This window comes from Paenibacillus cellulositrophicus, from assembly GCF_009363095.1.
Classification (GTDB): Bacteria; Bacillota; Bacilli; order Paenibacillales; family Paenibacillaceae; genus Paenibacillus_AQ; species Paenibacillus_AQ favisporus.
Genome location: NZ_CP045295.1, coordinates 77,155 through 101,197, shown reverse-complemented (window position 1 = coordinate 101,197; position 24,043 = coordinate 77,155). Strand labels below are relative to the sequence as shown.

At 45.9% G+C, this 24,043-nt stretch carries 21 protein-coding genes and 1 riboswitch; of the genes, 15 read left to right on the top strand and 6 right to left on the bottom strand.

What is annotated here, in order from left to right; translation table 11 throughout:
- The first annotated feature begins 8 nt into the window (after positions 1-8).
- The 6 genes from GCU45_RS00265 to GCU45_RS00240 all read left to right on the top strand — a co-directional run bounded on the left by GCU45_RS00265 (position 9) and on the right by GCU45_RS00240 (position 7,474).
- Positions 9-1,580, top strand: a complete 1,572-nt coding sequence (locus GCU45_RS00265; protein WP_152397594.1) for a response regulator — start codon at positions 9-11, stop codon at positions 1,578-1,580.
- A 198-nt stretch (positions 1,581-1,778) separates the two neighbouring features.
- Positions 1,779-2,666: a carbohydrate ABC transporter permease gene (locus GCU45_RS00260; protein WP_244364353.1), complete on the top strand. Its 888-nt coding sequence runs from the start codon at positions 1,779-1,781 to the stop codon at positions 2,664-2,666.
- A complete protein-coding gene (locus tag GCU45_RS00255) occupies positions 2,659-3,537 on the top strand; it encodes a carbohydrate ABC transporter permease (protein WP_152397593.1) in 879 nt (292 codons plus the stop codon). Before GCU45_RS00260 ends, GCU45_RS00255 begins: the two co-directional genes overlap by 8 nt.
- A gap of 33 nt (positions 3,538-3,570) precedes the next feature.
- Complete coding sequence (locus GCU45_RS00250) at positions 3,571-4,887, top strand: ABC transporter substrate-binding protein (protein WP_152397592.1); 1,317 nt, start codon at positions 3,571-3,573, stop codon at positions 4,885-4,887.
- Between the two features lie 77 nt (positions 4,888-4,964).
- Positions 4,965-6,836, top strand: coding sequence for a beta-L-arabinofuranosidase domain-containing protein (locus tag GCU45_RS00245; RefSeq protein ID WP_244364351.1), 1,872 nt, complete (start codon positions 4,965-4,967; stop codon positions 6,834-6,836).
- A gap of 431 nt (positions 6,837-7,267) precedes the next feature.
- Complete coding sequence (locus GCU45_RS00240; RefSeq protein ID WP_152397591.1) at positions 7,268-7,474, top strand: aspartyl-phosphate phosphatase Spo0E family protein; 207 nt, start codon at positions 7,268-7,270, stop codon at positions 7,472-7,474.
- Between the two features lie 343 nt (positions 7,475-7,817).
- Here the strand turns inward: GCU45_RS00240 and GCU45_RS00235 are convergent, their stop codons facing one another.
- Positions 7,818-9,230 (bottom strand): DHA2 family efflux MFS transporter permease subunit, encoded by a 1,413-nt coding sequence (locus GCU45_RS00235; RefSeq protein WP_152397590.1) that lies wholly within the window; start codon positions 9,228-9,230, stop codon positions 7,818-7,820.
- 441 nt (positions 9,231-9,671) lie between these two features.
- Here GCU45_RS00235 and GCU45_RS00230 point away from each other — a divergent pair, with 441 nt between their 5' ends.
- The 9 genes from GCU45_RS00230 to pyrE all read left to right on the top strand — a co-directional run bounded on the left by GCU45_RS00230 (position 9,672) and on the right by pyrE (position 15,976).
- A complete protein-coding gene (locus tag GCU45_RS00230) occupies positions 9,672-10,292 on the top strand; it encodes a TetR/AcrR family transcriptional regulator C-terminal domain-containing protein (RefSeq protein WP_152397589.1) in 621 nt (206 codons plus the stop codon).
- Positions 10,293-10,614: 322 nt separating this feature from the next.
- On the top strand, positions 10,615-11,343 hold the full coding sequence (locus GCU45_RS00225) for an SDR family oxidoreductase (protein ID WP_152397588.1): 729 nt from the start codon (positions 10,615-10,617) through the stop codon (positions 11,341-11,343).
- A gap of 22 nt (positions 11,344-11,365) precedes the next feature.
- On the top strand, positions 11,366-11,794 hold the full coding sequence (locus GCU45_RS00220; protein WP_152397587.1) for a MerR family transcriptional regulator: 429 nt from the start codon (positions 11,366-11,368) through the stop codon (positions 11,792-11,794).
- A gap of 310 nt (positions 11,795-12,104) precedes the next feature.
- The gene (locus GCU45_RS34085; protein WP_244364349.1) at positions 12,105-12,380 is read left to right on the top strand and encodes a hypothetical protein; all 276 of its coding nucleotides are present in this window, start codon (positions 12,105-12,107) and stop codon (positions 12,378-12,380) included.
- A 213-nt stretch (positions 12,381-12,593) separates the two neighbouring features.
- Positions 12,594-14,069, top strand: a complete 1,476-nt coding sequence (locus tag GCU45_RS00210) for an amidase family protein (protein WP_152397586.1) — start codon at positions 12,594-12,596, stop codon at positions 14,067-14,069.
- A gap of 205 nt (positions 14,070-14,274) precedes the next feature.
- Positions 14,275-14,448, top strand: a complete 174-nt coding sequence (locus tag GCU45_RS34080) for a hypothetical protein (RefSeq protein ID WP_244364347.1) — start codon at positions 14,275-14,277, stop codon at positions 14,446-14,448.
- A 50-nt stretch (positions 14,449-14,498) separates the two neighbouring features.
- Entirely contained in the window at positions 14,499-14,972 is a 474-nt protein-coding gene (locus GCU45_RS34075; protein ID WP_244364345.1) for a copper amine oxidase N-terminal domain-containing protein, read from the top strand.
- 3 nt (positions 14,973-14,975) lie between these two features.
- On the top strand, positions 14,976-15,149 hold the full coding sequence (locus GCU45_RS34070; RefSeq protein WP_244364343.1) for a hypothetical protein: 174 nt from the start codon (positions 14,976-14,978) through the stop codon (positions 15,147-15,149).
- 287 nt (positions 15,150-15,436) lie between these two features.
- A complete protein-coding gene (gene pyrE, locus GCU45_RS00200) occupies positions 15,437-15,976 on the top strand; it encodes an orotate phosphoribosyltransferase (RefSeq protein WP_208837086.1) in 540 nt (179 codons plus the stop codon).
- A 151-nt stretch (positions 15,977-16,127) separates the two neighbouring features.
- On the opposite strand, the gene xerS is transcribed toward pyrE, so the two are convergent.
- From xerS to GCU45_RS00175, 5 genes are all read right to left on the bottom strand, one after another.
- Entirely contained in the window at positions 16,128-17,198 is a 1,071-nt protein-coding gene (gene xerS, locus GCU45_RS00195; protein ID WP_152397584.1) for a tyrosine recombinase XerS, read from the bottom strand.
- Between the two features lie 475 nt (positions 17,199-17,673).
- The gene (locus GCU45_RS00190; RefSeq protein WP_152397583.1) at positions 17,674-19,938 is read right to left on the bottom strand and encodes a glycoside hydrolase family 3 N-terminal domain-containing protein; all 2,265 of its coding nucleotides are present in this window, start codon (positions 19,936-19,938) and stop codon (positions 17,674-17,676) included.
- 271 nt (positions 19,939-20,209) lie between these two features.
- On the bottom strand, positions 20,210-22,033 hold the full coding sequence (locus GCU45_RS00185) for an APC family permease (RefSeq protein ID WP_152397582.1): 1,824 nt from the start codon (positions 22,031-22,033) through the stop codon (positions 20,210-20,212).
- Positions 22,034-22,168: 135 nt separating this feature from the next.
- Positions 22,169-22,332: riboswitch (cyclic di-AMP (ydaO/yuaA leader) on the bottom strand.
- 205 nt (positions 22,333-22,537) lie between these two features.
- A complete protein-coding gene (locus GCU45_RS00180; protein WP_152397581.1) occupies positions 22,538-23,569 on the bottom strand; it encodes a phosphotransferase enzyme family protein in 1,032 nt (343 codons plus the stop codon).
- A 143-nt stretch (positions 23,570-23,712) separates the two neighbouring features.
- Positions 23,713-24,042, bottom strand: a complete 330-nt coding sequence (locus GCU45_RS00175) for a hypothetical protein (RefSeq protein WP_152397580.1) — start codon at positions 24,040-24,042, stop codon at positions 23,713-23,715.
- Position 24,043: the final 1 nt, after the last annotated feature.

Sequence of the window (24,043 nt, the reverse complement as noted above, 5' to 3'; positions counted from 1 at the left end):
GATTAACAATGCCATACAAAATTTTAATTGTTGACGATGAGAGAATGGCGAGGGATGGACTAAGAATGATGGTCAACACCCTGAAAGAGTGGGTTTGGGCTGGAGAGGCTACGAATGGGGTTACTGCATTGGAGAAAATCAAACTTCATAAACCTGACTTGATTTTATTGGATATCCGCATGCCGGAGATGGATGGGTTGTCACTCCTCGGAAAAATTAGAGAAATGGGATTAGATACTTTGGTAGTGTTCCTTACAGGCCATCCAGATTTTGAGTATGCGCAAAAGGCGATACGTTATGGGGCGTTTGATTATTTACTGAAGCCGATGCGAGCACCGGATATCATTGAAATTATTAATAAGGCGGAAATTCATCTCGATGAGGCGAGTCATGTAAAACAGGAATATGAGGAGTCACTCCGAATGGCCAAAGATTATGAACGGGAGCTGCTTGAAAGAAATATGCGTGAGGTGATCTACGGCGGAACACTGGATGAGTTATCCATATCTAATTTGTCCATGTTTTCGGATTGTGACCGGTTAACAGTAGCCAGTATTCTATTAGACTCTAATAATAATTCACTTCGTGGACCTTGCGAAAATATCTTAAGGAATGAATTGCAAATGGAGTATGCTTCACCATTCTTAGTATTGCAGGATGGTCTTTCGGAGTGGACGATTTTACTGGGTGGGAGAAGTATTAGAACACCATCTCTTGAGCTAAATCAGTTATTCGACAAAATTGGCCTAGAGCTCTGTGCGGCAGGGATTGTCAATTGGAGAATAGGGATCGGACAAAAAATACAATTTGCACAGGCCAGTAAGTCATACGAACAGAGTAAATTTGCTGCATATTTTGCCAGCAAGGATAAAAAAATTGTTTTCTATGAAAAATTAACGGACATGGATGCAACGTTGCTGCTTATCCCCATCGATCTGGAATATGCGATTATCCAGCATGTTAGAGAGGGGAATCCAGATGAAGCTTTGCGTATTTTCGATAAGGTTGCAGATCACTATAGTAAAATGACAATTCGGGAGCTAGAAAAGCATGCAGTCCATTTTCTGATACAACTTCAGAATGGAAATGAGCGGCTAGATGACGGGAACATGCTTCTTAATTATGTTGTAGATGGAGATAGCGAAAACATATCAACAATTATTATGAGACTTAGACAGGTAGTTAAGGATTATGCAGAACGGACACGAAGCTATCTGAATATTCAAATGAACCATGTGATTCAGCGGGTCATTAGGATAATTCATGAGAAATATGCCACAAATCTCAAGCTTGGCGAAATTGCAGAGGTGTTGGGGGTGAACCCAAGCTATCTAAGCACGCTATTCAAACAGGAAACAGGGGTGTCTTTTAGCGATTATTTAAGTCGTTACCGGATCGAAAGAGCTAAGTTATTTCTTAAAGAAGCCAACCTTAAGATTTACGAAGTGGCGCAGAGAGTTGGTTACACCGATGGGAGACATTTCAGCCAGCTGTTCCGAAGAAGCCAAGGATTGACACCTTTAGAGTATCGGAATCGCAATGGGATATTTACTGAACACGACGAGCTGATAAATGAGTAAATCGTAAGACCGCTGCTTCAAGCAGCGGTCTTATATTGTAATATCACCAAACATAATCAAAGAATCGCCTTATTTTTCGCTTTGTTATTCGTTGATACAATAGCTCCTGTAAGTGCTTCCAAACCGGGATCCACGTCACCATGGATTTATGGGAGTCTAGACACATCAAAGTGTTTGAATAACAAAGGGGGTTGAAATTTGAGTACATGGACACGGCGATGGGTCAGAGACAACGCATGGGCGTACCTGTTTATCGCCCCGCAGATTCTTGGATTACTCGTGTTTGTCATTGGTCCGGTCATCTTCGCTTTTGTCATCAGTTTTATGAAATGGGACATTGGATCTACGCCTGAGTGGGTTGGCCTCACCAATTACAGCAAGCAGGTCTCTGATCCGATATTCTGGAAAGTATTAAAAAACACTTCAGTGTTTGCATTGCTGAATATTCCTTTGACAGTTATTGGTGCGTTGGTCCTTGCTCTAATGCTAAACCAAAATTTGAAAGGGAAAACACTGCTGCGGGCTGCTTACTTTATACCTGTCGTGACCTCTTCCGTTGCGGTTGCTCTCGTATGGACTTGGCTTTACAATCCGAGCTACGGGCTCATCAACTCGGTATTGATGTCACTTGGAATTGAAGGACCAGGCTGGTTATCCGATATGAAATGGGCGCTGCCTTCCATTGTCATTATGACGGTATGGCAGGGTGTGGGCTATAACATGATTCTTTTCTTGGCCGGTCTGCAAGGGGTGCCCTCACAGCTTCATGAAGCTGCGAAGATAGACGGGGCTGGAAGCTGGCAGCGATTCTGGAGAATCACCATTCCCATGATTTCTCCAACAACGTTCTTTGTTGTCATTATGCTTCTGATCGGTTCTATGCAGGTATTCTCAGAGCCTTATATGATGACCCGCGGAGGTCCTGCGGATGCCACAAATGTATTGGTACTTCACATTTACAATACAGCATTTCAGTTTTTCCGGATGGGCGAAGCATCAGCGATTTCCTTCATTCTGTTCGTTATTATTCTGATCGTGACGCTGATCCAATTCAAATTCTCAAAGTGGGTGAATTACGATGTCTGACATACAGCCGGCAAAACGTGCGGAGGTTTCGGTATGGAACAGTGGAAAAAATAAGTTTCTCGCCAGGCCGCTGCTGTATCTGGTCCTGATCTTCGGAGCGGTCCTTATGGTCACTCCTTTTGTATGGATGGTCTCGACATCTCTCAAAGGGGAGGGAGCGGTATTCGAATATCCGCCTAAAGTCATTCCCAACCCTCTTCACTATGATAATTACAAACAAGCTTGGACAACACTTCCGATCGGGATCGCTTATCTGAACAGCTTGAAAATTGCCGTTATTGTAACGGCAGGTTCGCTGCTGACCTGTTCGATGGCAGGGTACGCATTTGCCAAGATGCAGTTTGTAGGACAGAAATTTCTGTTTATGCTGATGTTGGCAACCATGATGATTCCAGGTCAGGTGACCCTGATTCCGATGTTTATGTGGTTCAGCAAAATTAACTGGGTGAATACGCACTGGCCTCTTATCATTCCCCCGGTACTTAGCAACGCGTTTGGTGTATTTTTACTGCGCCAGTATATGAGCTCTATCCCGAAAGAGTTGGAGGATGCCGGGAGGGTGGATGGACTGAATCCATGGCAAATTTATTGGAAAATCGTGCTCCCCAACTGCAAACCGGCATTGGCTGCACTCGGGATCTTCACCCTTATGGGTAACTGGAACAACTTCCTTACGCCGCTGATTTATTTGGATGATCAGAAGAAATTTACGCTGCCGCTCATCATCGCTTCTTTTCAAGGGCTTTACTCGACGGATTGGCCCCTCTTGATGGCAGCTTCGTGTATTTCCCTGATTCCTGTGCTAATCGTGTATATCTTTGCACAGCGGTACTTTATTGAAGGAATTACACTCAGCGGTATGAAAGGGTAACACAAATTATGTAGAAAAGGAGAGAGTGTTTCTATGAAAAAAATGGTATTCAGGCTTACGTTTATCAGCTGCATCGTTGCACTTTTTATCTCTGGTTGTTCATCTGGCGGATCATCAACCTCAAGCGAAGAGGGAACTCCAGGGAAAGAGGAGAAGGTCACTCTCCGGATGTCGATCGTTGCCGGAACGGACGAAATGTCGGCTTGGCAAAGCATTGTGGATGCCTTTAACCAATCTCATCCCAAAACGGAAATTAAACTTGAACGTCTTCCCGGCGGATGGAACGAATATATTCAGAAGATGACTGCCCAAATTGCCGCGGGCAACCCGCCGGATATCGGCCGGGTAGGGGCGGCGTATATGCCGATGTTCTCCTCCAAGGGGCAGCTTGAAGACCTGGCACCTTATACAGGGGATTTGAAGATGGAGGATTATTACAGCTCCGCATTTGATCAGTATAAACAGGACGGTAAAATGTACGGTGTGCCTGCTGGAATTTACACTATGGCGATGTACTACAATAAAGATATGTTCGAGAAGGAAGGCATTCCGGAGCCTCCAACCGATTGGAATAAAGCATGGACCTTTGACGATCTGAAGAACGCTGCATCGAAGCTCTCTAGTGGCAAGGGAGCCAGCAAGCAGTACGGCGTCTACGTCAATCTTAATCCAGAGCGGGCAACCCAGTATCTATGGACAAACGGAGGGGACCTGTTTAATGAGGACAAGTCCAAATCGATGATCAATAGCCCGGAATCCAAGGGTGCGCTTTCCTATCTTCAAGGATTGATCAAAGATGGATACTCCCCGACACCTGCCGAGACCCAAACAATGCCACCAGATCAGCTGTTTCTGTCAGGGAAGCTAGGCATCCTGATTGAAGGGCAGTGGATGATGCCAGGATTCAGCAAGATCGACAAGTTCAAATGGGGCGTAGCACCGATTCCCATGGGCGCAAGCGGAAAGGCGTTTACACCGAACTTTGTGGATACGTATGTGGTTTATAAAGGCTCAAAGCATGTGAAGGAAGCGGCGGAAGCCATTAAATTCTTTATTTCCAAGGAAGCCGAAAATATATTGGTGGACAAGAATGTCGGCGGAATGCCTGTATTAAAGTCCGTCGCGGAATCCCGGAAGGAAGATATGTTCAATCCACTGTCCCCTGAAGAGAAAGAAGTATGGTTCCAGTCTGTTGAATTTTCCCGGGCCATCCCGTTTACAAACAATTGGCAGGAAGTTGTAGATACGATCATGAAGAAGATGGATCTGGTCGGCCTGAAGCAATTGGACGCATCCAAAGCTGCAGATGATTTGGCTCCCGAACTGGATAATTTATTGAAGCAAAAGTGAATTTGGACAAACATTAGGGGCAGGATTCACTTTGGACTGTCCCTAATGTCATTTTATAATCGAGGTGACTATGGACAGTGACGCGTACAGTGATAAACCGTGAACCGCTGGCAACGACTCCCTATATGGAGCTACCGCTTGGTTCGATCCAACCTGCAGGCTGGCTGAAAGACCAGCTCGAGATTCAAAGGAACGGTCTAACAGGACATCTTGACGAATTCTGGAGCTATGTAGGTCCGGATAACGGTTGGCTGGGAGGTCGTGGAGACAGCTGGGAAAGAGGACCGTATTATCTAGACGGACTCCTGCCGCTGGCTTATCTTCTCGGCGACGAGGAGCTGATTGAGAAAGTTCAGCCTTGGATCGAATGGACTCTTTCCAGCTCTCGAGCAGATGGACAATTCGGGCCGGAAACCATTGATGATTGGTGGAGCCGCATGATTATGCTTAAAGTTCTGATACAGCATGCGGAATATACAGGGGATCCGCGAGTGGAAACCTTGATGACTGCTTATTTCCGGTACCAACTGCAGGAACTTCCAAAACGGCCTCTTTCCGAATGGGCGAAAGCCAGGGGAGGGGAGAACCTGATCAGTATTCAATGGCTGTACAACCGGACGGGCGAAAACTTTTTGCTGGAATTGATGGAGCTAATCCGGAACCAGACGATGGATTGGTCAGGCTTGTTTAGAAATTACCCTTACTGGAACCGTCAGACTGCTTTCGACCACAGGGTGCATGTGGTGAATGTCGCCATGTCGTTTAAGGAACCGGCTCTTGCCTATCTGTTGACGAAAGATCCTGAAGAGTTAAAATCCGTCTATCAGGGAATTCAAAGCGTGATGACGTATCATGGTCAATTGAGTGGGATGTTCTCCGGCGATGAATGGCTTGCGGGAACCCATCCAAGCCAAGGCACAGAACTCTGTGCCGTCGTTGAATACATGTATACACTTGAGCATCTGATCCGGATTACCGGTGACGGGAGCTTTGGCGATGTGCTAGAGAAGGTCGCTTTTAATGCGCTGCCTGCCGCGATCAGTCCAGATTGGAAAGTTCACCAATATGATCAGCAAGCGAACCAGATTATGTGTACGCATGCTAAGCGCAACTGGACGGAAAATAATAATGAAGCCAATCTGTTTGGTATTGAACCTCATTTTGGCTGCTGCACGGCTAATATGCATCAAGGATGGCCGAAATTTGCTGCGAGATTATGGATGGCGACTGAGGATAACGGCCTGGCAGCGGTATCTTATGCGCCCTGCACGGTAACGGCTTTGGTGGCAGACGGCCAGCAGGTTTCGATTCTGGTGACGACGGAGTATCCTTTTAAAGAGAGTATTAAGATGGCCCTTTCTTTGGATCAGGCATTAGAATTTCCTGTGAAATTAAGAATACCCGGATGGTGCTTGTCACCTGTGGTCAAGATTAATGGCCAGACGGTAGAATTCAGTGTGGTCCAAGGCTTTGCAGCCATTCACCGAAGCTGGAATGATGGCGATTCCATTTCGCTTGAACTACCGATGAGTGTTAGCACGGTGACCCGTGCAAACGGCACGGTTGGTCTTCAAAGGGGACCGTTGATGTATGTGATCCCCGTGAAAGAACGCTGGCAGAGGCACCGCATTTATGAACCCTATCATGACTGGGAAATCTACCCTGAAACCCCTTGGAATTATGGCCTGCACCTGATTCTCCGTGATCCCGGCAACTCGGTACAGGTTAATTTGGGCGAGGTTACCCGGCAGCCGTTTATGGCAAAACATGCCCCTGTGCGTCTGAAAGTGTACGGAAGACGCATCCCTGAGTGGACCATGGAAATGAACTCTGCGGGGACCGTTCCGGTTGGACCCGTGCGAAGCAAGGAGCCGGATGAGCAGTTGGAACTCATTCCATATGGATGCGCTAGACTTCGGATCGCCGAATATCCAGTACTGGCTGATTAGTGTTTTCTTAGAGCCACCTAGGAGCTGTGCATATGTTAGGAACTAACAGGCCTTGTTGCTAGTGTTAAAAAGGAACGATTGAAGCTGATCTTAACTTCAACCGTTCCTTTTGTTTCCACTAGGAATTTACTAGTATTTTGCTAATTCCGAAATGGAGCTAAGATTACTTGATTTCAGCGAGTTGCAAAATGCAAGGGCCGTCATTTGCTTTTGGGACGGTATCTGCAGGAAAGATATTATTTGGCCCGGGGGTTACCGGGATATATCGGATGTTGACCAAGGAGATGTTGCATGCCGTCCATGAACGTTCCATCTTCATTTGTTCCCAAGCTTTGCGGCCCCTTCGGAGCCCGCTCCCATGTGGCCGCCAAAAGAGCTAGAAGAAGCCAGCATATGGGGCTTCAACCATTTATGAGGAGGGAGGAGGAGTCATGAGTGATGGTAACCAGGTTGTTGATTCAATTGGAAAGTTGGATGTCCTGCAAAAAGAAGTTGAAGAGCTGCGCGAGGAACTTAACCGACTGGGTAGCGGCTTAAAGCTGGCCAGTGACCAGGTTGTGGGAATTTCTCAAAGGTTGGACGAAAAAATCACAAAATTAATGAGACTTAAAAAAGAGCTTTGTAAAAAAAATAAATAATCCGGTACCTGGCAGGGTACCGGATTATTAAAAGTATAAAGTTATATAAAACTAATGAAAGCAGCTGATAACGTGATCGGCTACTTTTATTCATTGGCGGGCCCATTAAGACGGTCTAAGAAATATGCAAATTACGGGCTTTTAAAGAGGAGTTAGTTATGTCATACATATCACAATAAGTAACAAAAGTGATGAATATAAGATGCATTAAAAAAGGTTATAACCGTTAATCTTTACGTAATTATGATTAACGGTTTTCATCTATTAACAAGGTTTGTATCACTCAAAGCTTTCTATTTAAATAGCAAGACCAGTTTGAACGACATGTAATATCTTATAAGTATTAACGTGAGTTGGTATTTTCTCTTAGTACCAATATTAAGGATGATACCAGGAGTATTAGTATACTTCCCAATAACACCCAAACGACATTTTTAAAAACAACTAAAGTATGGGCTTGGTCCAGGCCACTAGTTAAATTCTTAGTATATAGCAAGGTGATTACAGCTGTGCCTATAGATGCTCCAATTCGTTGCAGCATGTTTAGGATAGGCGAAGAATCGGGTATTTGATCGGGAGCAACCGTGGTTAAACCGGCGGTCATAGCTGGAACAGTTGCTAATGCTGTACCTAGCCCCCAGATGAAGAAAATGAGGGCAACCCATGTAGTGCCTGCATTTACTTCAATAAAAATTAGCGAAAGCATGGATATCATCATTATGATACCGCCTGTAAATATAAGTCTTCCAGCTCCATATCGGTCTGTAAAACGACCTGCAAGCGGAAAACCAACAGCTGTGCCTATAACTTGAGGCAAGATTAGTTGACTTGCAGTAAGCAGACTCAAGTGGCGGACATCAGTTAAGTAAAGGGGGAGAAGCAGCTGTGCTCCGAAGTTTATTGCACCACCCAAAAACATAACGACAGCAGCTACTGAAAATACTCCATTACCAAAAAGTCTTAGTTGTAATATGGGTTTTTCAAGTTTTAATGACCTTACAACAAAGCCAGTGATAAGAACGGCTCCTATCATGATAGAAGTGCCAATCGGAACTGCGTTTGCGGTGTTTCCAATGGAGGTTACACCATAAATGAGCAGGGGTACGCCGCTTAAAACGAATAAAAAGCCAATCCAATCAAATTTTCCAGCCTCAGAAACCTCGATTTTTGGAAGCCACTTCAAACCAGCAAAGAACGCTATCACACCAAGAGGGATGTTGATCCAGAATAGCCAAGGCCAGCTTAAACTACTAAGAATTGCACTGCTTAAGGTGGTACCTAACGTTGGAGCAACTACAACGGTTATGCCGACGATGCTCACCACTCTACCAAGACGCTTCGGACCTGCTGCTATGCTTGTGACAATTTGCCCAGCAGGTACAAGTAAACCACCTGATAAACCCTGCAGAACTCTACAGATGATAAGCATATAAATCCCTGTTGATACTGCACACAATATTGAAAAAACCATGAACAAAACAAGGCTAATTAGCCAGAGTTTGGTTGGTCCGAGTTTACGGGATAACCAGGCACTGAGGGGGACACCTGCAGCTAAAGATAAAAAGTATCCTGTAGCTATCCATTGTGCAATGGAACTTGAAGTATTCAGACTTGCTGCGATTGAGGGTAGGGCTGTGTTAAGCATTGTAGAAGACAACATAGATGTAAATGCACCAAGAACAATAATTATGGCTTGTCCCCATAATATAAAGGGTATAGCGGCAAGTTTAGCGGATTGTTTGTCAGAGCTATTCATTACAAATTTCCTCCCAAATGATCAATGTGTAAAATAACAACGGGTCAAGAAGCTGAGAATTCATGTATATTGCAGTGAATGTGATAACGATGTAGTAAAAATTTATGTAGGTCAGTCTACAGGATCATTATGCGTGGAACCATCTCCTTTACTGCAATCAGCTGAAAGATGGAGCTTTGTTCTTAATTCCATATCGACCTTGAAAATTTGACCTGGTACCAGAGGCTTCGAGCTTGATTTCATCGGGCTCACCCCAATTGATTTGCATGTACTCTGCAGTTTTTAAATTCATTATGCGAGCTCCTCTCGATATAAATAACAAAAAATCTACCATTGATAGATTTTAGGATGTTTTGATGATAATCTATCATTGATAGATTTGTCAATATGATATACTGATCATTGATAGGTTTTAGTACGAATAAAGGAGAACTTCTAAATATGGCAAAGATAAAACGTGAAGATGTTATAGAGAAGGCGCTTGAACTTCTTAAGGAGGGTGGATTAGAGGCGATTACAACAAGGCGTTTGGCTCAGAGATTGGGAGTTGAATCAGCATCACTTTATTGGCATGTAAAAGATAAAGCAACGCTGCTTGGTGAGATGGCTTCTAGAATAATCGCCAGATATCATACCATTCAGACGCCGCATGATCCGAAAGATTGGGAGAAATGGTTCATAGATCATGCTTACAGCTTTAGAAATGCTTTATTAGCTTATCCGGATGGAGCGATGCTCCATGCCGGCTCAATTCCCACTTTTAATGACCTTGCTCAACTAGAGCTTAAAGTTGAATATTTAGTACGAGCAGGTTTTTCTCAGAAAGAAGCTCAAATGGCTATGCTTACCATGGGGCAATTTGTTTTGGGATCTGTAATGGAAGAACAAACACGAAAAAAAAGGAGAATATTAACACCATCCCAAATGGAGAAGGTTAAAGAGTCTCAACCCAATGCAGATATGGATACATTAACTTCTGATGTAATGAATACGATTGAGAACGAGGCAGAAATGGCTTTTGAGTTTGGAATACAACTTATTGTTAAGGGATTGAAAAAATAGAGCGGCCGAAGGGAACCGTTTCGGATGTTCGCAGTGAACATCCTTCGTCGTAATTTTAGATAACGGGATTCGCTTCCCCAAATTTAGAATCACTGATTTTACTTTTACTTTTTTCTAGTAGCGATGTAGGTTCTTTCTTAGCCATAAGAATCGCCCCCCTGAACAAACGTTTGATATTAGCATATCAAACGTTTGTTCCGCATTGTAGGCGGAAAATGAATTTGGCCTGTATAATTTCTCTTGACTTGGAGTATACTCCAAGTCGTAAACTCAGGTATGTCAGCAAAGTCAAACCAATTCTATAGTGAAAAGAGGTTAAACCATGCATCATGTAAAGACCGTTCTGATTACCGGAGCTAACAAAGGTATTGGATACGAAACGGCAAGACAATTGGGAGCTATGGGGTTTACAATCCTGCTTGGAACGCGAAACGAGGAGAAAGGAAAGGAAGCAGCAGCTGGGTTAGTAAATGAAGGGGTAAATGCTCACCATATTTTGTTAGACGTTACAAACCAACATACAATTGAAGCTGCATTCAAGAATATTGAAGAAGAATTTGGGTCGCTGGACGTTTTGATAAATAACGCTGGAGTATCATTGGAAAGAGGCATTTCCCCCAGTCAACTGGAGTTGTCTGTTTTAAAAGAAACCTTTGAGACTAACTTTTTCGGCATGTTTGCAGTGACGAGAGCAATGCTTCCCTTACTAAAAAAGTCTCCATGCGGTAGAATTGTCAACCTATCAAGCGGCCTCGGTTCATTAATATTAAATAGTGATCCCGAATCCGAATTCGCACGTTTCAATTTGCTAGCTTACAGTAGCTCCAAAACGGCTGTTAACGCTTTAACCGTAATGCTTGCCAAAGAATTTAAAAATACGTCACTAAAAATCAATTCTGCTGATCCTGGTTATACGGCCACGGATTTAAATCGACATTCGGGCTATCGTTCGGTCGAGCAAGCCGCCGGGATTGTAGTTCGCCTTGCAACATTTCCGGAAGATGGGCCAACAGGTGGTTTCTTTGATGAAAATGGCGAAGTTCCTTGGTAACTATAATTAAGGAGACGATCCTATGCAAGAAATTCCGGAGATTGTAACCTCCATAAAGCAAGCTGCAGAATTAACAGGTTTAACGGAAGATACAATTCGATATTATGAGAAAATTGGACTGCTGCCTTATGCAGACCGAAAACGAAACGGGCATCGGGTTTATAGTAGAGAACAGATCCAAAGTATCATATTTTTAACCCGATTGAAGGCAACAGGGATGACGTTAGAAGAAATGAAAAGTTATCGAGAACTTTCAAGTCTTGATAAAGATACGGTACCTTTAAGACTCTCTATATTGGAAAATCACCATCATAAGATTCAAAATGAAATCTCTAGATTGTTTGAAGTCCAAAAAATCATTGAATATAAAATTGATCACTATCGTAAGATCACCCAAAATCCAGATCTTAACGATACTAATTGTACTTCTACTATTAAGAAAGACCTGTAGACTGTATAGCGAACGTTAGTGGCGTGAGCGTTTTAAGCTATTTATTTGCTTTTATTTAATCAGGGGTTGTCCGATAGTCCTCTTGGACTACCCCTTTGCGGCTTTTTTGTTTTATCGGTCCAAGTTCTTGTCCCGAGCCAAGGACAAGAACTTGGACCGCTTGCCGTAATGGACAAGAACATGAGCCGATTACCGATTAGATAAGTATCTAACTATGTTTCCATGCAATTTCATTAAGCTAACGGGCAGGGTAGTGCGAGAAGGCTGTGGAAATAAATATACAAACATTACTGCATAAGGAGGTCGTAATATGCCATTTCCAACGCATATCGTTGCCACAGGTGGATTTGTAGAAGATGGGCAAGGAAATATACTTTTAGTAAAAACTCGTGACGGTGGTTGGGTATACCCTGGTGTCGGTCGCCAATATGCCGCTGTCGAAGGACAAGAACATAGTCCCATTGAAAGTCGCTATTTTAGCGGCTTTTTTGTTTTATCGGTACAAGTTCTTGTCCCGAACCAAAGACAAGAACTTGTACCGATTGCCGTAAAGGACAAGAACATAATCCGATTACCGATTAGATAAGCTTCAAACTACATTTCACTACACAAATTCATTAAGCTAACGGGCAGATTACTTTAGATACAACATTAACCTTCGGGAAAATACAAGCTCTACTGCGATGCCCAACCGATACATTCTTATCTAATCAAAACTTTACCTATACCCTTGGCAAGGCAGCATGTTACCATATTACTGTTGTCCGAAAATTTACCAGTACCGGGGGTATTTTAATATATGAGCATTAACTTACAAGATTGGATTCAGGAAGCCGATTTGGTGAGCATGCAAAAGGCAATGTCTTCGGGTGAATGTACATCCGAAGCCCTCGTCCTTGCATATATCGAACACATTCATAGGTATAATCCTCTGATCAATGCCGTATTAGAGATCAATCCAGATGCTCTTGAAATAGCAAGGAATCTTGACCTTGAGCGAAATACAACAGGTAGTAGGGGGCCGCTGCACGGAATTCCAATCCTGCTAAAGGATAACATCGATACGTACGACCGGATGCATACGAGCGCTGGTTCAATCGCATTGGCTGAGTCGTTTGCTCCTGAAGATGCGTTCGTAGCCGCAAAGCTCCGGGCTGCTGGCGCTGTTCTTCTAGGTAAGGCCAATATGACCGAGTGGTCGAACTTTATGTCCAATCGTATGCCAGCTGGATACAGTTCCAGAGGAGGATATGTGTTGAATCCATATGGACCTGGCAAGATCTTCGTCAGCGGATCAAGTTCAGGATCGGCTGCAGCCGTAGCGGCGAACCTGACAGCAGCAGCGATCGGAACAGAAACCGCAGGTTCGATTATTGGGCCGGCCAGCCAACACTTTCTCGTCGGAATAAAACCTACTGTAGGGCTTGCGAGTCGCAGCGGAATTATCCCAATCTCTATAAGTCAGGATACGCCAGGACCGATTTCAAAGACAGTCACTGATGCAGCGATTCTACTTGGGGCAATCGTCGGGATTGACGAAAACGATAAGGCAACTTGGACTAGCACACATCGTACTTTTCATGACTACACAACTTATCTAGACCGAGACTTTCTGTGTAAAACTCGAATTGGGATTCCTAGACATTACTATCGGTCGTTGGATGAAGAAAGACTTTCCATCATGGAATCCGCCATTAATGTTCTGCGTGAGCAAGGTGCTACAGTTATCGATCCTGTGGACCTCCATTTGGAACAGCATCCATGGAACAATGATGTTATCTGCTACGAATTCAAAACAGGCCTGAATCGCTATTTATCAAAGTTGAACTCGGATCTGCCCGTACATTCTCTTCAAGATCTGATAGCTTATAATCAGAAACACGCTGCATCCGCATTGAAGTTTGGCCAAGATAATCTGATTCGTTCGGAACAAAATGCGCTAAACGAGACAACATATCAACTTAAACGACAAGAATATAACCATCCGGCTGTAACGCAAGGGATTGACTATGTACTCGATCAACACGGCTTAGATGCTTTAATGTTACCTGGTGACGTTGATGGCATGTACATTGCTGCCCGGTTAGGGTATCCCCTTATTACGGTGCCCGCCGGTTATTCAGCAAAAGGAACAATTGATGCTGATGGCGATTCGACGCAGGGGCCATTTGGTGTTGTCTTTTCCGGGAGGGCTTTAAGTGAGCCCACACTAATCAGCATCGCCTATAGTTTTGAGCAGGCAACACAAATCCGTCGTCAACCAGAAGTGGGCTAAGCTAACGGGAAACGATAGTTGAATAACCGACTAGGAAGGAACTGCCAGTGCTGATATGCAGCTTCATTAAGCTAACGGGCTGGATAGTGGGGAAATATGAATCGGGTAAAACGAGTAAGACGAATTCGTTATATCTGCAACTTATCACTATCAATCCCGTCAACATAAGTATGAAATGCTATTTTTATCTAGGGGATGAGAAATAATGCAATGGAATAAAAGGCTCAAATACATAGTTGGCTCCGCTCTGCTTGCCAGTGTCCTCTTCAACGGTTCATCAGCTTATGCAGCAGCTCCTTCTGTCTTCGTGAACGGGGAGCTTCAATACGACGCGATGATGGTCAAGGGAAATGCCATGATCAAATTGCGGGCTATCTGACGGATCAGGCGTGGATTGTGTTTGCATATGATCCGAAGACGCGTGTTGTGATGTTTCATACAAAAGATAACAAGATTATGGTGAAATTGAAGGAAGGGGAGAAGAAAGCGAACGTGAACGGTAAATCCGTGTCGATTGACGCCGGAGTCGTGAACAAGAACGGACTGACTTATGTGCCGCTTCGGTTCATCAGCGAGACGCTAGGCGCCTATGTAAAGTATAACGCGAAAGACAACCGTGTCATCGTGCGAACTCCTACAGCTCAGCAAGAATACGAGACGCTGATGCACGGCGATTTGACGGAAGCACGCGAGATCGCGTTAAAACTGCCGGAGATCTCGGGGGATGCGCCAATGTTGAAAGGTGGTGAAGGGTATCATCATTATGGTTTCACATTCCCCGAAGGAGAAGCCTTGCGATTTATTATCGATAATGCAGGTTACGACTATGGGTACTACGAGGTCAATGAAGAAGGATTAGCGATCAAGAAATGGCAGTATGATGATGTAGCTAAGCGTGAATAGGGTGTGAAACCGAAGTTTAAAAGCTCGGTCTATTTCTTAAATCAGTGGGTGAGCGGTTTATATACTTTCGGCAAGACCGATGCACAAGGGAATAGTCAGGAGCTTGGCAAGCTTCGATCTGAAGAAGTCGAAGGAAGAGTCGTTCCGATTGAAGGTGAGAAGCGCACGGATGATTAAATAGCCAGGGAGCAGATTACTGTGGTATCTGCTCCCTGTTTTCATTGAACTAACAGTTCAACATAGAGAATCAACAAAAAGTTAATATTTACACTTAAATACTCGTAAAAAACCTGTTCTATTTCAGGTAAGTCCTCTAACGGAAAACGATAGTTGAATAAACAAACAGGAAGAGCTGCCAATGCTGATCGGCAACTTCATTACGCTAACGAGCAAGATAGTTTTAAATCAATCATGCAAAATCAAATTGTGGTAAAATAAAGAAAATTTTTAAGGCTGGTGAAGTTGTGGAAAGAGAATTGTTAGCCAAGCAGGTTTACGAAACAGCACACTTAACAGGAAGCTTTAAATTAAGATCTGGAAAGGAATCAAACGACTATTTTGATAAATACCTGTTTGAGTCTAACCCTGTCTTACTCAACGAAATAGCTGAGCATCTGTCTAAGTTAATCCCTCCAGGCACCGAGGTTTTGGCAGGGCTTGAAATGGGCGGTATTCCAGTCGCAACTGCACTATCTTTAAAGACAGGTATACCAGCGGCATTTGTTCGAAAAAAAGCAAAAGAATATGGAACATGCAAGCTTGCAGAAGGCATTGAGGTAGAAGGAAAAACTGTTTGTATCATCGAGGATGTCGTTACAACTGGAGGACAGATCCTCTTAAGTGCGACTGATTTGCGTAACGCTGGAGCCAATGTTGTGAGCGTCCTTTGTGTAATTGAAAGGGAACAACAAGGAAGAAACAATCTTGAAAGTGACGGTCTTAATTTCTACTCCTTATTTAAGATGGAGAATTATTTACAGAATATTTCGATTATCTTATATTGAGCTTAATTCAAAGTTTTCAAATGCGACGAAGAGGACAAGTAGATCCGGAAACGCCGTTTGAAGGTGAGAAGCGCCGCACGGATGATTAAATAGCATACATATGTACAAAATACGAGTTTTGTGAAAATGTGCCAAAGTTTACACTACTTCATCACTTATCCATATTGTTAACGGCTTTTCTCATCTCTTCATCCGTTAAATGCGTATAGATCATCGTCGTCTGGATCGATGAATGCCCCAGCTGGTTCTTCAGCCTCGGTACGTCGTTGTTCTCCAGGTGGTAGCGGGTTGCGAAGGAATGTCTCAAAGAATGCACCGTCAGTGCCGGTTTACCAAACGCAGCAGCGTATTTTTCGATAAGCTTTTCAATCGATCTCGGTGTTAACCGCCGGCTTTTTCCTTTGCGGCCGATTGGTGCTGCTATAAATAAGTAATTTTCCGATTTTCCCGGTACATATCGTGTTTCCCGGATTTTCAAGTAGCTTTCCAGGTCTAATAAGGCTTGCTGGCTAAAATATACATATTGTTCTTTGTTGCCTTTACGCAGCACGCGCACTTGGCCTTTGTTCATATCCAAATCCTCAATATTGATTCCCGCTACCTCGGATAAACGCAGTCCTGACCCGAGGATCAGCGATACGATGGCCGTATCCCGCTCACGATTAAATTCGTGGAACCGGACCATACGTTTGTTGCTTTTGTTCAGTTCACCGAAATCATGTGCCACAAACTGCCGGAACTTCTCAAAATCGTCTTCACGTAAAATTTTGCCCTCAATGCGGTTCGCCACAGTTTCTTGGCTTTCCTTAATGGAATTAAAGTCGATCTTGGCCATCACATTTCTTTGAATATACGGATTGAGGTCTGACGTTTCAGCCTTGTTTTGCAGGTAATCAAACAACGACTTTAACGCCGACAATTTCCGGTTGATCGTGTATTTGTTGTTGCCCAGCTGATACTCCAGAAATGACAGAAAATTTTCGACTTCGCGCACAGTCAGTGATTCCAGAACATTCAATTCAATGTCTTTACGATCATCTGCAGCCAGTTTCTCAGCCACAAGCCAATCAAAAAAGATGAGGTAATCGTGGCAGTAATTCAGCAGCGTCGTGTGCGACAGCTTGCGTTTGCGGCTATCGATGTATTCGGTCACGTACCAAGGAAGCTCCGCACATTTATCATCAACGCGTTTCATGTAATGCAGCTTCGTATTTTTATCCATTTATTGCTAAACCTCCTTATGTACAGAATAACTTATATTCATTTATTCGTCAAATTATTATTTTACGTAATTATAAAATATAAAGATGGCCTTATAAGATTCATCTATTCATCTTAGTCAGTCACTATTCAGTATGCGGCGCTTATCCCATCACATCCTCTATACCCAAGCTCCAAAAAGTTCCGCGATACTTATTATCATCTTCATTGTGCATTAGTGTTAGTGTCAGTTGGCTTAGCTTATTAATTTATATATTACGTCATCGAACAATCGCCCAGTTATAGATTTGCACTGCTTATGGACAGTAATTTCATCTAAATCGTACTTGTAATAATGAGCCTGATCATTTATTTCCGTCTATTTAAAAAAAAGCACAATAAAACCGCGCTTATGCGCGGCTATTATTGCTAAGTTGCTCTTACTTAACCAACCACTTAAACCCGGTTAAGCCAAATAACCACCAACTTGATAATAATTACTTCATTGTCACCGGCAGCACCCCGCCGGCCTTCAGTTGGCCTAGCAGCACTTTGATCCCGGCGGCTGTATTTGGCTCCTGCTTACCGTAAACTGCGATCCCCGAACGCACGTTCTGAATGTAGATCGTCTCATACGGATTGCCCAGCGATAACAGCGTATAACGCTTGTTACGTTTGTTCATCTCATCGATCAACGTTTGATCATCGGCCCAGCCAAATTGACTGGCCACGTTACGGAACTGATATGAAGCCAGGATGACGTAATCCGCCTGATCCACCGCCTGAAGCGCCTCATTCGTTTTTCCTTGACCGACTAGGGCTGTTACTGTTTTCAGCGATAGGTTATTTGCGGCTTGCTTCAGCTGTCTCTCGAGCTGCTTCGCTTGCTCCTCATCGGCTGCGACAATCGCAACCCGATCGCCTTGACGAATGGAATCCGGCTGCGCACCATCACGACTGGCTAACAAGGTGACCGCTCGCTCTGCGATTTCCCGCTCCACAGTCCGATGCTTTTCGGAACCAATGACACCATTAAGCGCGGCCAATTGCTGCGTAAGGCTTCCACTGCGGTCAAACAAACCGTATTTCGCTTTCAGCTCCAAAATCCGTTTCACTGACGAATGGATGGTTTCGATCGGTATCGCCCCGCTCTTCACCGCGTTCACCAGCGTTTGGTGCGCGGCTGCCGGATCTTGCGGCATGAGAATGATATCCACACCTGCGGAAACGGCACGCACCACCGCTTGATTTTCGCCAAAATGCTCCGCGATTGCATTCATCGTGAAGGCATCGGAAATGATGACGCCTTTATATCCAAGCTCCCCCCGGAGCAGCCCGGTCAGTACCTTCTTGGATAACGTGGCAGGAATCGGCACGCTGCTTCCGTCCTTAAGTGATGTGTTGTGTTCGTTGTCTACTGCTGGAAACGCAATATGTGCGGTCATGATCATCTCTACTCCGTTATCGATGGCTGCCCGAAACGGTTTGAGCTCGACGGTATCGAGCCGCTCCCGATCATGCGAAAGCACCGGCATTCCTAAGTGGGAGTCTACTACCGTATCGCCATGGCCTGGAAAATGCTTGACCGCCGCGATGACTCCCGATTGCCGCAGTCCTTGGATCTCTGCGAGACCCAGTCGTGTCACCAAATCCGGATCCGAGCTAAACGAACGCATTCCGATAATCGGATTATCCGGATTACTGTTAATGTCGAGCACCGGCGCAAAATTGACACGAAGCCCGAGCGCCTTTAGCTCCTCCCCGGTCAGCCGTCCGGCCGCTTCGGCGAGCGTTGTATCTCCGGTTGCGCCGAGCGCCATTTGGCCAGGCAGATTCGTACCTCCGGGGATTCGTTTAACGACCCCGCCTTCCTGGTCGATGCCAAGGAACAGCGGAATATCGCCTGCCTCCATCTGCAGATCATGCGTCAGAGTGGTGACCTGCCGAGCGTCTACGATATTTTTATCAAAAAGAATAAGTCCGCCCAAATCCTGATCATGGATGCTGCGTTTGACTCCTTCATTGACCGTAGTCGTCACTTGCCCGTTCCATTGCCTGATGTCAGGCATGAGCATTTGGCCGACCTGCTCGCTGACCGTCATATAGGACATCAGCTTATCCCAATCCCGTGTCTGAATGGCTCCTTGACGTTCGAAGCGAATGACCCGTGACATAAATACGGCAAACTCCGCTCGCGTCACAGATCGGTCCGGACGAAAGGTGCTATCTGAATATCCGCCGATCAATCCGTTGGAGCTCATGATGAGAATAGGCGCTGCCGCCCAATGCTTTGCTGTATCCGTTAATGTTACGGGTTGCTGGCCTTTTACGAGTGAATAGGCCCGTGTAAGAAACGCCGCCGTTTCGGCACGGCTCATCGGTGCATCCGGATGGAAGGTGCTGTCAGGAAATCCGCTGGTCAGCCCATGTTTTGCGGCAATGGCAATTTCAAGATAAAACGGATGGTTCTTAGGCACATCCGTATAGGTCATGCCGCCGCCCGTTTCTTGCTGCAGCTCCTGCGGATAGAGTTCCCGCACCATGAAAGTGACGGCTTGCGCTCTTGTGACTTGCCTTTCGGGTATAAACTTCCCGTTACCGTATCCAGCGACGGTTCCCCGTTCGGCCATATAGGTGATGCCGTCTTCCGCCCACTTCGAGTGCTGCAAATCGGTAAACCGTTCTTCCGCAGCTGCGCTTCCTGCCCATATGAGCACAGAACCGAGCACGGCACCGAATATCGTTATTAGTTTCCCATTCATCTTTTCCACCCCTGATGCTTTTCTATATACGTTGATTAGACGCAATGGATGAATTTTTGTTGCGTTAATACTATGACACCCTGCACATCGTGAAATATACAGATCCCCTACTCTACAGGAAATAAGCCCTTACTCTTAGCCATTACGCTCATGCCATTATTCCCACGGGATTACTCTTTCCCTTCCTATATATCCGCTGCTTTTACGCAAAAAAAGACCGCCGGCACAGATGCCGGGGCCTGATTACGAATGGTTTGAACCATCTGAATCGCTATTTTTTTAAATGATACGGTACCGTCGTCACAACAACATCTTTGCGGAATAAAAGATAAGTCCGGATCATCAAGCTCGTCTGGTTGTGCAGCAGATTGTGCCAGCTCCGCTTTGGAATAAACTGCGGAATGATCACCGTGACCTGGTAGTTGGATTCGCTGGCTTTCCGGTGCACCGTATCGATAAATTTGCTTAGCGGATGAATAATGCTCCGGTACGGAGAATGCAGCGTCACAAGGCGCACGTCGGGCCGCCATTTTTGCCATTTTTCCTCAAACCGGTTCTCTTCTTCCCGTTCAAACGGAATATATACCGCAATGATCTGATCCGCCGCCAGCGACTGCGCATAATTCAGGGAATGTTCCACGACATGCGTAATGCCCGAGACAGGGAGAATGATCACATTGCCTTCAATCGGTACCGCCGGCTCGCACGTCGATAGCCGCAGCTGCTCGCCAACCGCCTCATAATGCTTCTTGATCCGGTGGAACAGATACACGATCAGCGGCAAAAAGATCAGTACCGGCCAGATCTGCGCAAACTTGGTTGCGAAGAACATCACCGACACCGTGAAGCTGATCAACGCGCCGATCGTATTGATGACGAGCTTCGTTACCCAACCCTGCGGTTTTTCCCGGATCCACTTGACGATCATCCCCGTTTGCGAGAGCGTGAAAGGGATAAATACCCCTACCGCGTACAGTGGGATCAAATGTTCCGTCTGTCCGTGGAAGGCGACGATCAGCACGATGGACAGTAGCCCAAGGATGATGATTCCGTTCGAATATCCCAATCGGTCGCCGCGGACAGTAAACATCCGGGGAATAAACCGGTCTTTGGCTAAATTGACCGCCAGCAGCGGAAACGCCGAATATCCGGTATTGGCCGCCAGGATCAAGATCAGTGCCGTCGTGCCCTGGATGAAAAAGTACATAAAATTTCGTCCGAACGTCTGATTGGCAATCTGGGATACGACCGTCTCCTGGGGATTTGGGGATATGCCCAAATAATAAGCAAGAAATACGATACCCGAGAAGAGTACAGCCAGCAGAATCCCCATTGCCATCAAGGTTTTGGCCGCATTGTTTGGGGCCGGATCCTTGAAATTCGGGATGGCGTTTGAGATCGCTTCGACCCCGGTCAGGGCGGAGCTGCCCGAGGCAAAAGCTTTTAAGAGCAGGAACAGGCTGATCCCCGCCACCGGCGTCCCGAGCGGCGTATGCAAATGCGGCGAAACGTGACCGGTCACGATGTTGTACATTCCAACGCCGATCAAAATGAACAGAGCGAAGGCGAACAGATACACTGGATAAGCAAGGATGGAGGCCGACTCGGTGACGCCCCGCAAATTCAGCAGCGTAATGAGGATAACGAAGGTGACGGCAATCCCCACCGTATGCTCATGCAGCGCCGGAAACGCCGAAGTCAGCGCGTCCGTGCCAGCCGAAACGCTGACCGCAACAGTCAAAATGTAATCTACCAGCAGCGATCCGCCGGCCACCAGCCCGGGATAGATTCCCAGATTCTGTTTGGAGACGACGTAAGCGCCGCCGCCATGCGGATAAGCGAAGATGATCTGCCGGTAGGATAAAATGAGTGCAGCCAGCAAAATCAGTACGCCGATTCCGATCGGTATCGAATACCAGAACGCCGCCGTGCTGACCGTGACCAGAACCAGCAAAATTTGCTCCGGCCCATACGCTACGGACGACAGCGCATCGGAGGATAGAATGGCCAAAGCTTTTTTCTTATTCAGTTTTTGTTCTCCCAATTCGGTAGACTTCAGCGGCCGTCCGATCAGAAGTCTTTTCAATGCTGCCATAAAATGTTTGTCACCGCCACTGTTAGAGTTGAAATGCTCATGATGTACCCGTTAGACACGTGCTCAACCCTTTTTGGGCACAACAAAAAAAGCCGCAGGAAAGCTGGACCTTCCCGTGGCTTTACGCGCACGACAAATCCCTCTTTCATAACGCTTACGAGGTTAGCTGACGGATTCGGGACCGAAAGTATCCCTACACTCAATAAATGAACATCAAGTGATTCACCCCTGGGACGAAGGCTTAACTTCCTCCCTTTGGTTCCCCCGCTCCTGATTTCAGAATTCAGCGATCAAGGAGTATTACGTTTCAGGTTCACAAGTTCACGATTACGAATTGAATCTTACTCCTTCCGGATGCCTGCTGTAAAGAAGCAAACGGTTTGAGATACGTATGAAAAAATTCAAAAGAACTTCATGTCAACGCTTACAATGGAGGCAATCTATTAATTTCTGGCTGTAGCTGTGCATATCGCTTGTTTACGCTATTAAATTCATATCGGGCTTCTAAATATTTCGATCCGCCGCATTCCTCAGCGAAGCCTCTACGGTATCCAGTCGGTTCAAACAGTGATGCCGGACCATTTCGAGGTCGTTATCCAGCTGGTCTGGCTCCAGGTCGCGCTGCAAAATATTCATGCACCAATGGGTCAGGTTCCTCAAATGATGGCGGTATGCATAATAACGCAGCAAATCGGGGTTTAGCTCTATCTGTTGTCTTAGTTCCTGCTCATACCCTGTGAGAAAATGATCCAGTCCGTCCCCGATATACCCTACGATATCCAGCTCTGCTGGCGCAAGCATGGCCGCTTCCCAGTCCAGGACGACAAGCCGTCCGTCTGCGGTCTCCATCAGATTCCCTCCCCACAGATCACCGTGGCAGAGCACATAGGGGGCCGGGTCAAGCACGAGACGTTCACGAACCTCTGTCATCTGGTGCAGCAGCTCGGTTATGCGCGTTTGCTGAGGGATAACAAGCTCACGCAGCAGCTGGCTAGCGGGACTTGCACCGGTCTGAAGATGCTCAAGCTGCTGCAAGCATTGGATCAAATGTTCGGAGAAGGAGACATCATACGTTTCACTCGTAAGGCCGGATGTGGCAGTAAAGGGAGTCAACTGCCGAATCCGCGCAGCCAGCCGTCCAATACGCTCCAATTTGTGCTTGGAAAACGGGTAAGCCTCAGCCCAGGTCTCCCCTTCGATAAATTGAAACAGAACCGCAGTACAGCCGGAGAGGGGTAGCAGAAAAGCGCCGCTTGAGGTTCGGTACGGACAAGACAACTCCACAAATCGACCGGTCTGATGCATTTCCCACATAAACGGCACATAACGACTGCACCGAAGGATGCCTTGGCGGTGGCTGTCATTGCCATGGTCAAACAGTTTCAGATAGTATCGCGTCCCGTTTTCTCCCTCCACCCGGTAAGAATAGGCCGAATCTCCATAAGGGATAAAAATAAGCCTCCGGGCAGCGAGTCCGTAAGCTTCGTTCAAGTGATGCACAAAAGCCCCTTCGTCCATTCGATAAGACTGCCTCACTACGCTCTCCCCTTTCCCTTTTCATCACGTAGCGCGGTTAAAAGCAATCAAGCCCGGCGTCTGTGTAACCCGGACTTGATCGCATTCAAATCTTATGAGATTAAAACAATCTTTCATTCATTCACCGATGTTAACCGGCAATGTTAACCGATGTAGACAACCGCTCCGGCGCGCCTGTACGCTTTCGGCAGTTCCGTCTCGAGCAGCTCGAGTCTGCGTAACATGTGGTCGAGGTCGTCCCCATGCATGTGGATTCGCGCCCATTCTTTAAGCTGGGACACTTCGCCCAAGACAGCCGGGATGTCCTCGGACTCCACGTCCGTACCGTCCTGGAAAAGTGCGGCCCACTGCAAGTTCAACTCTTCCACCGCCGGCACCCAATATTTCTGGAAAAAGGATTCCGTCGCCAAAGGAAGCATAAAGGACCGTTCAAATTCGTCTTCCGGGTCCACAATAATTGCGCTGATTGACATG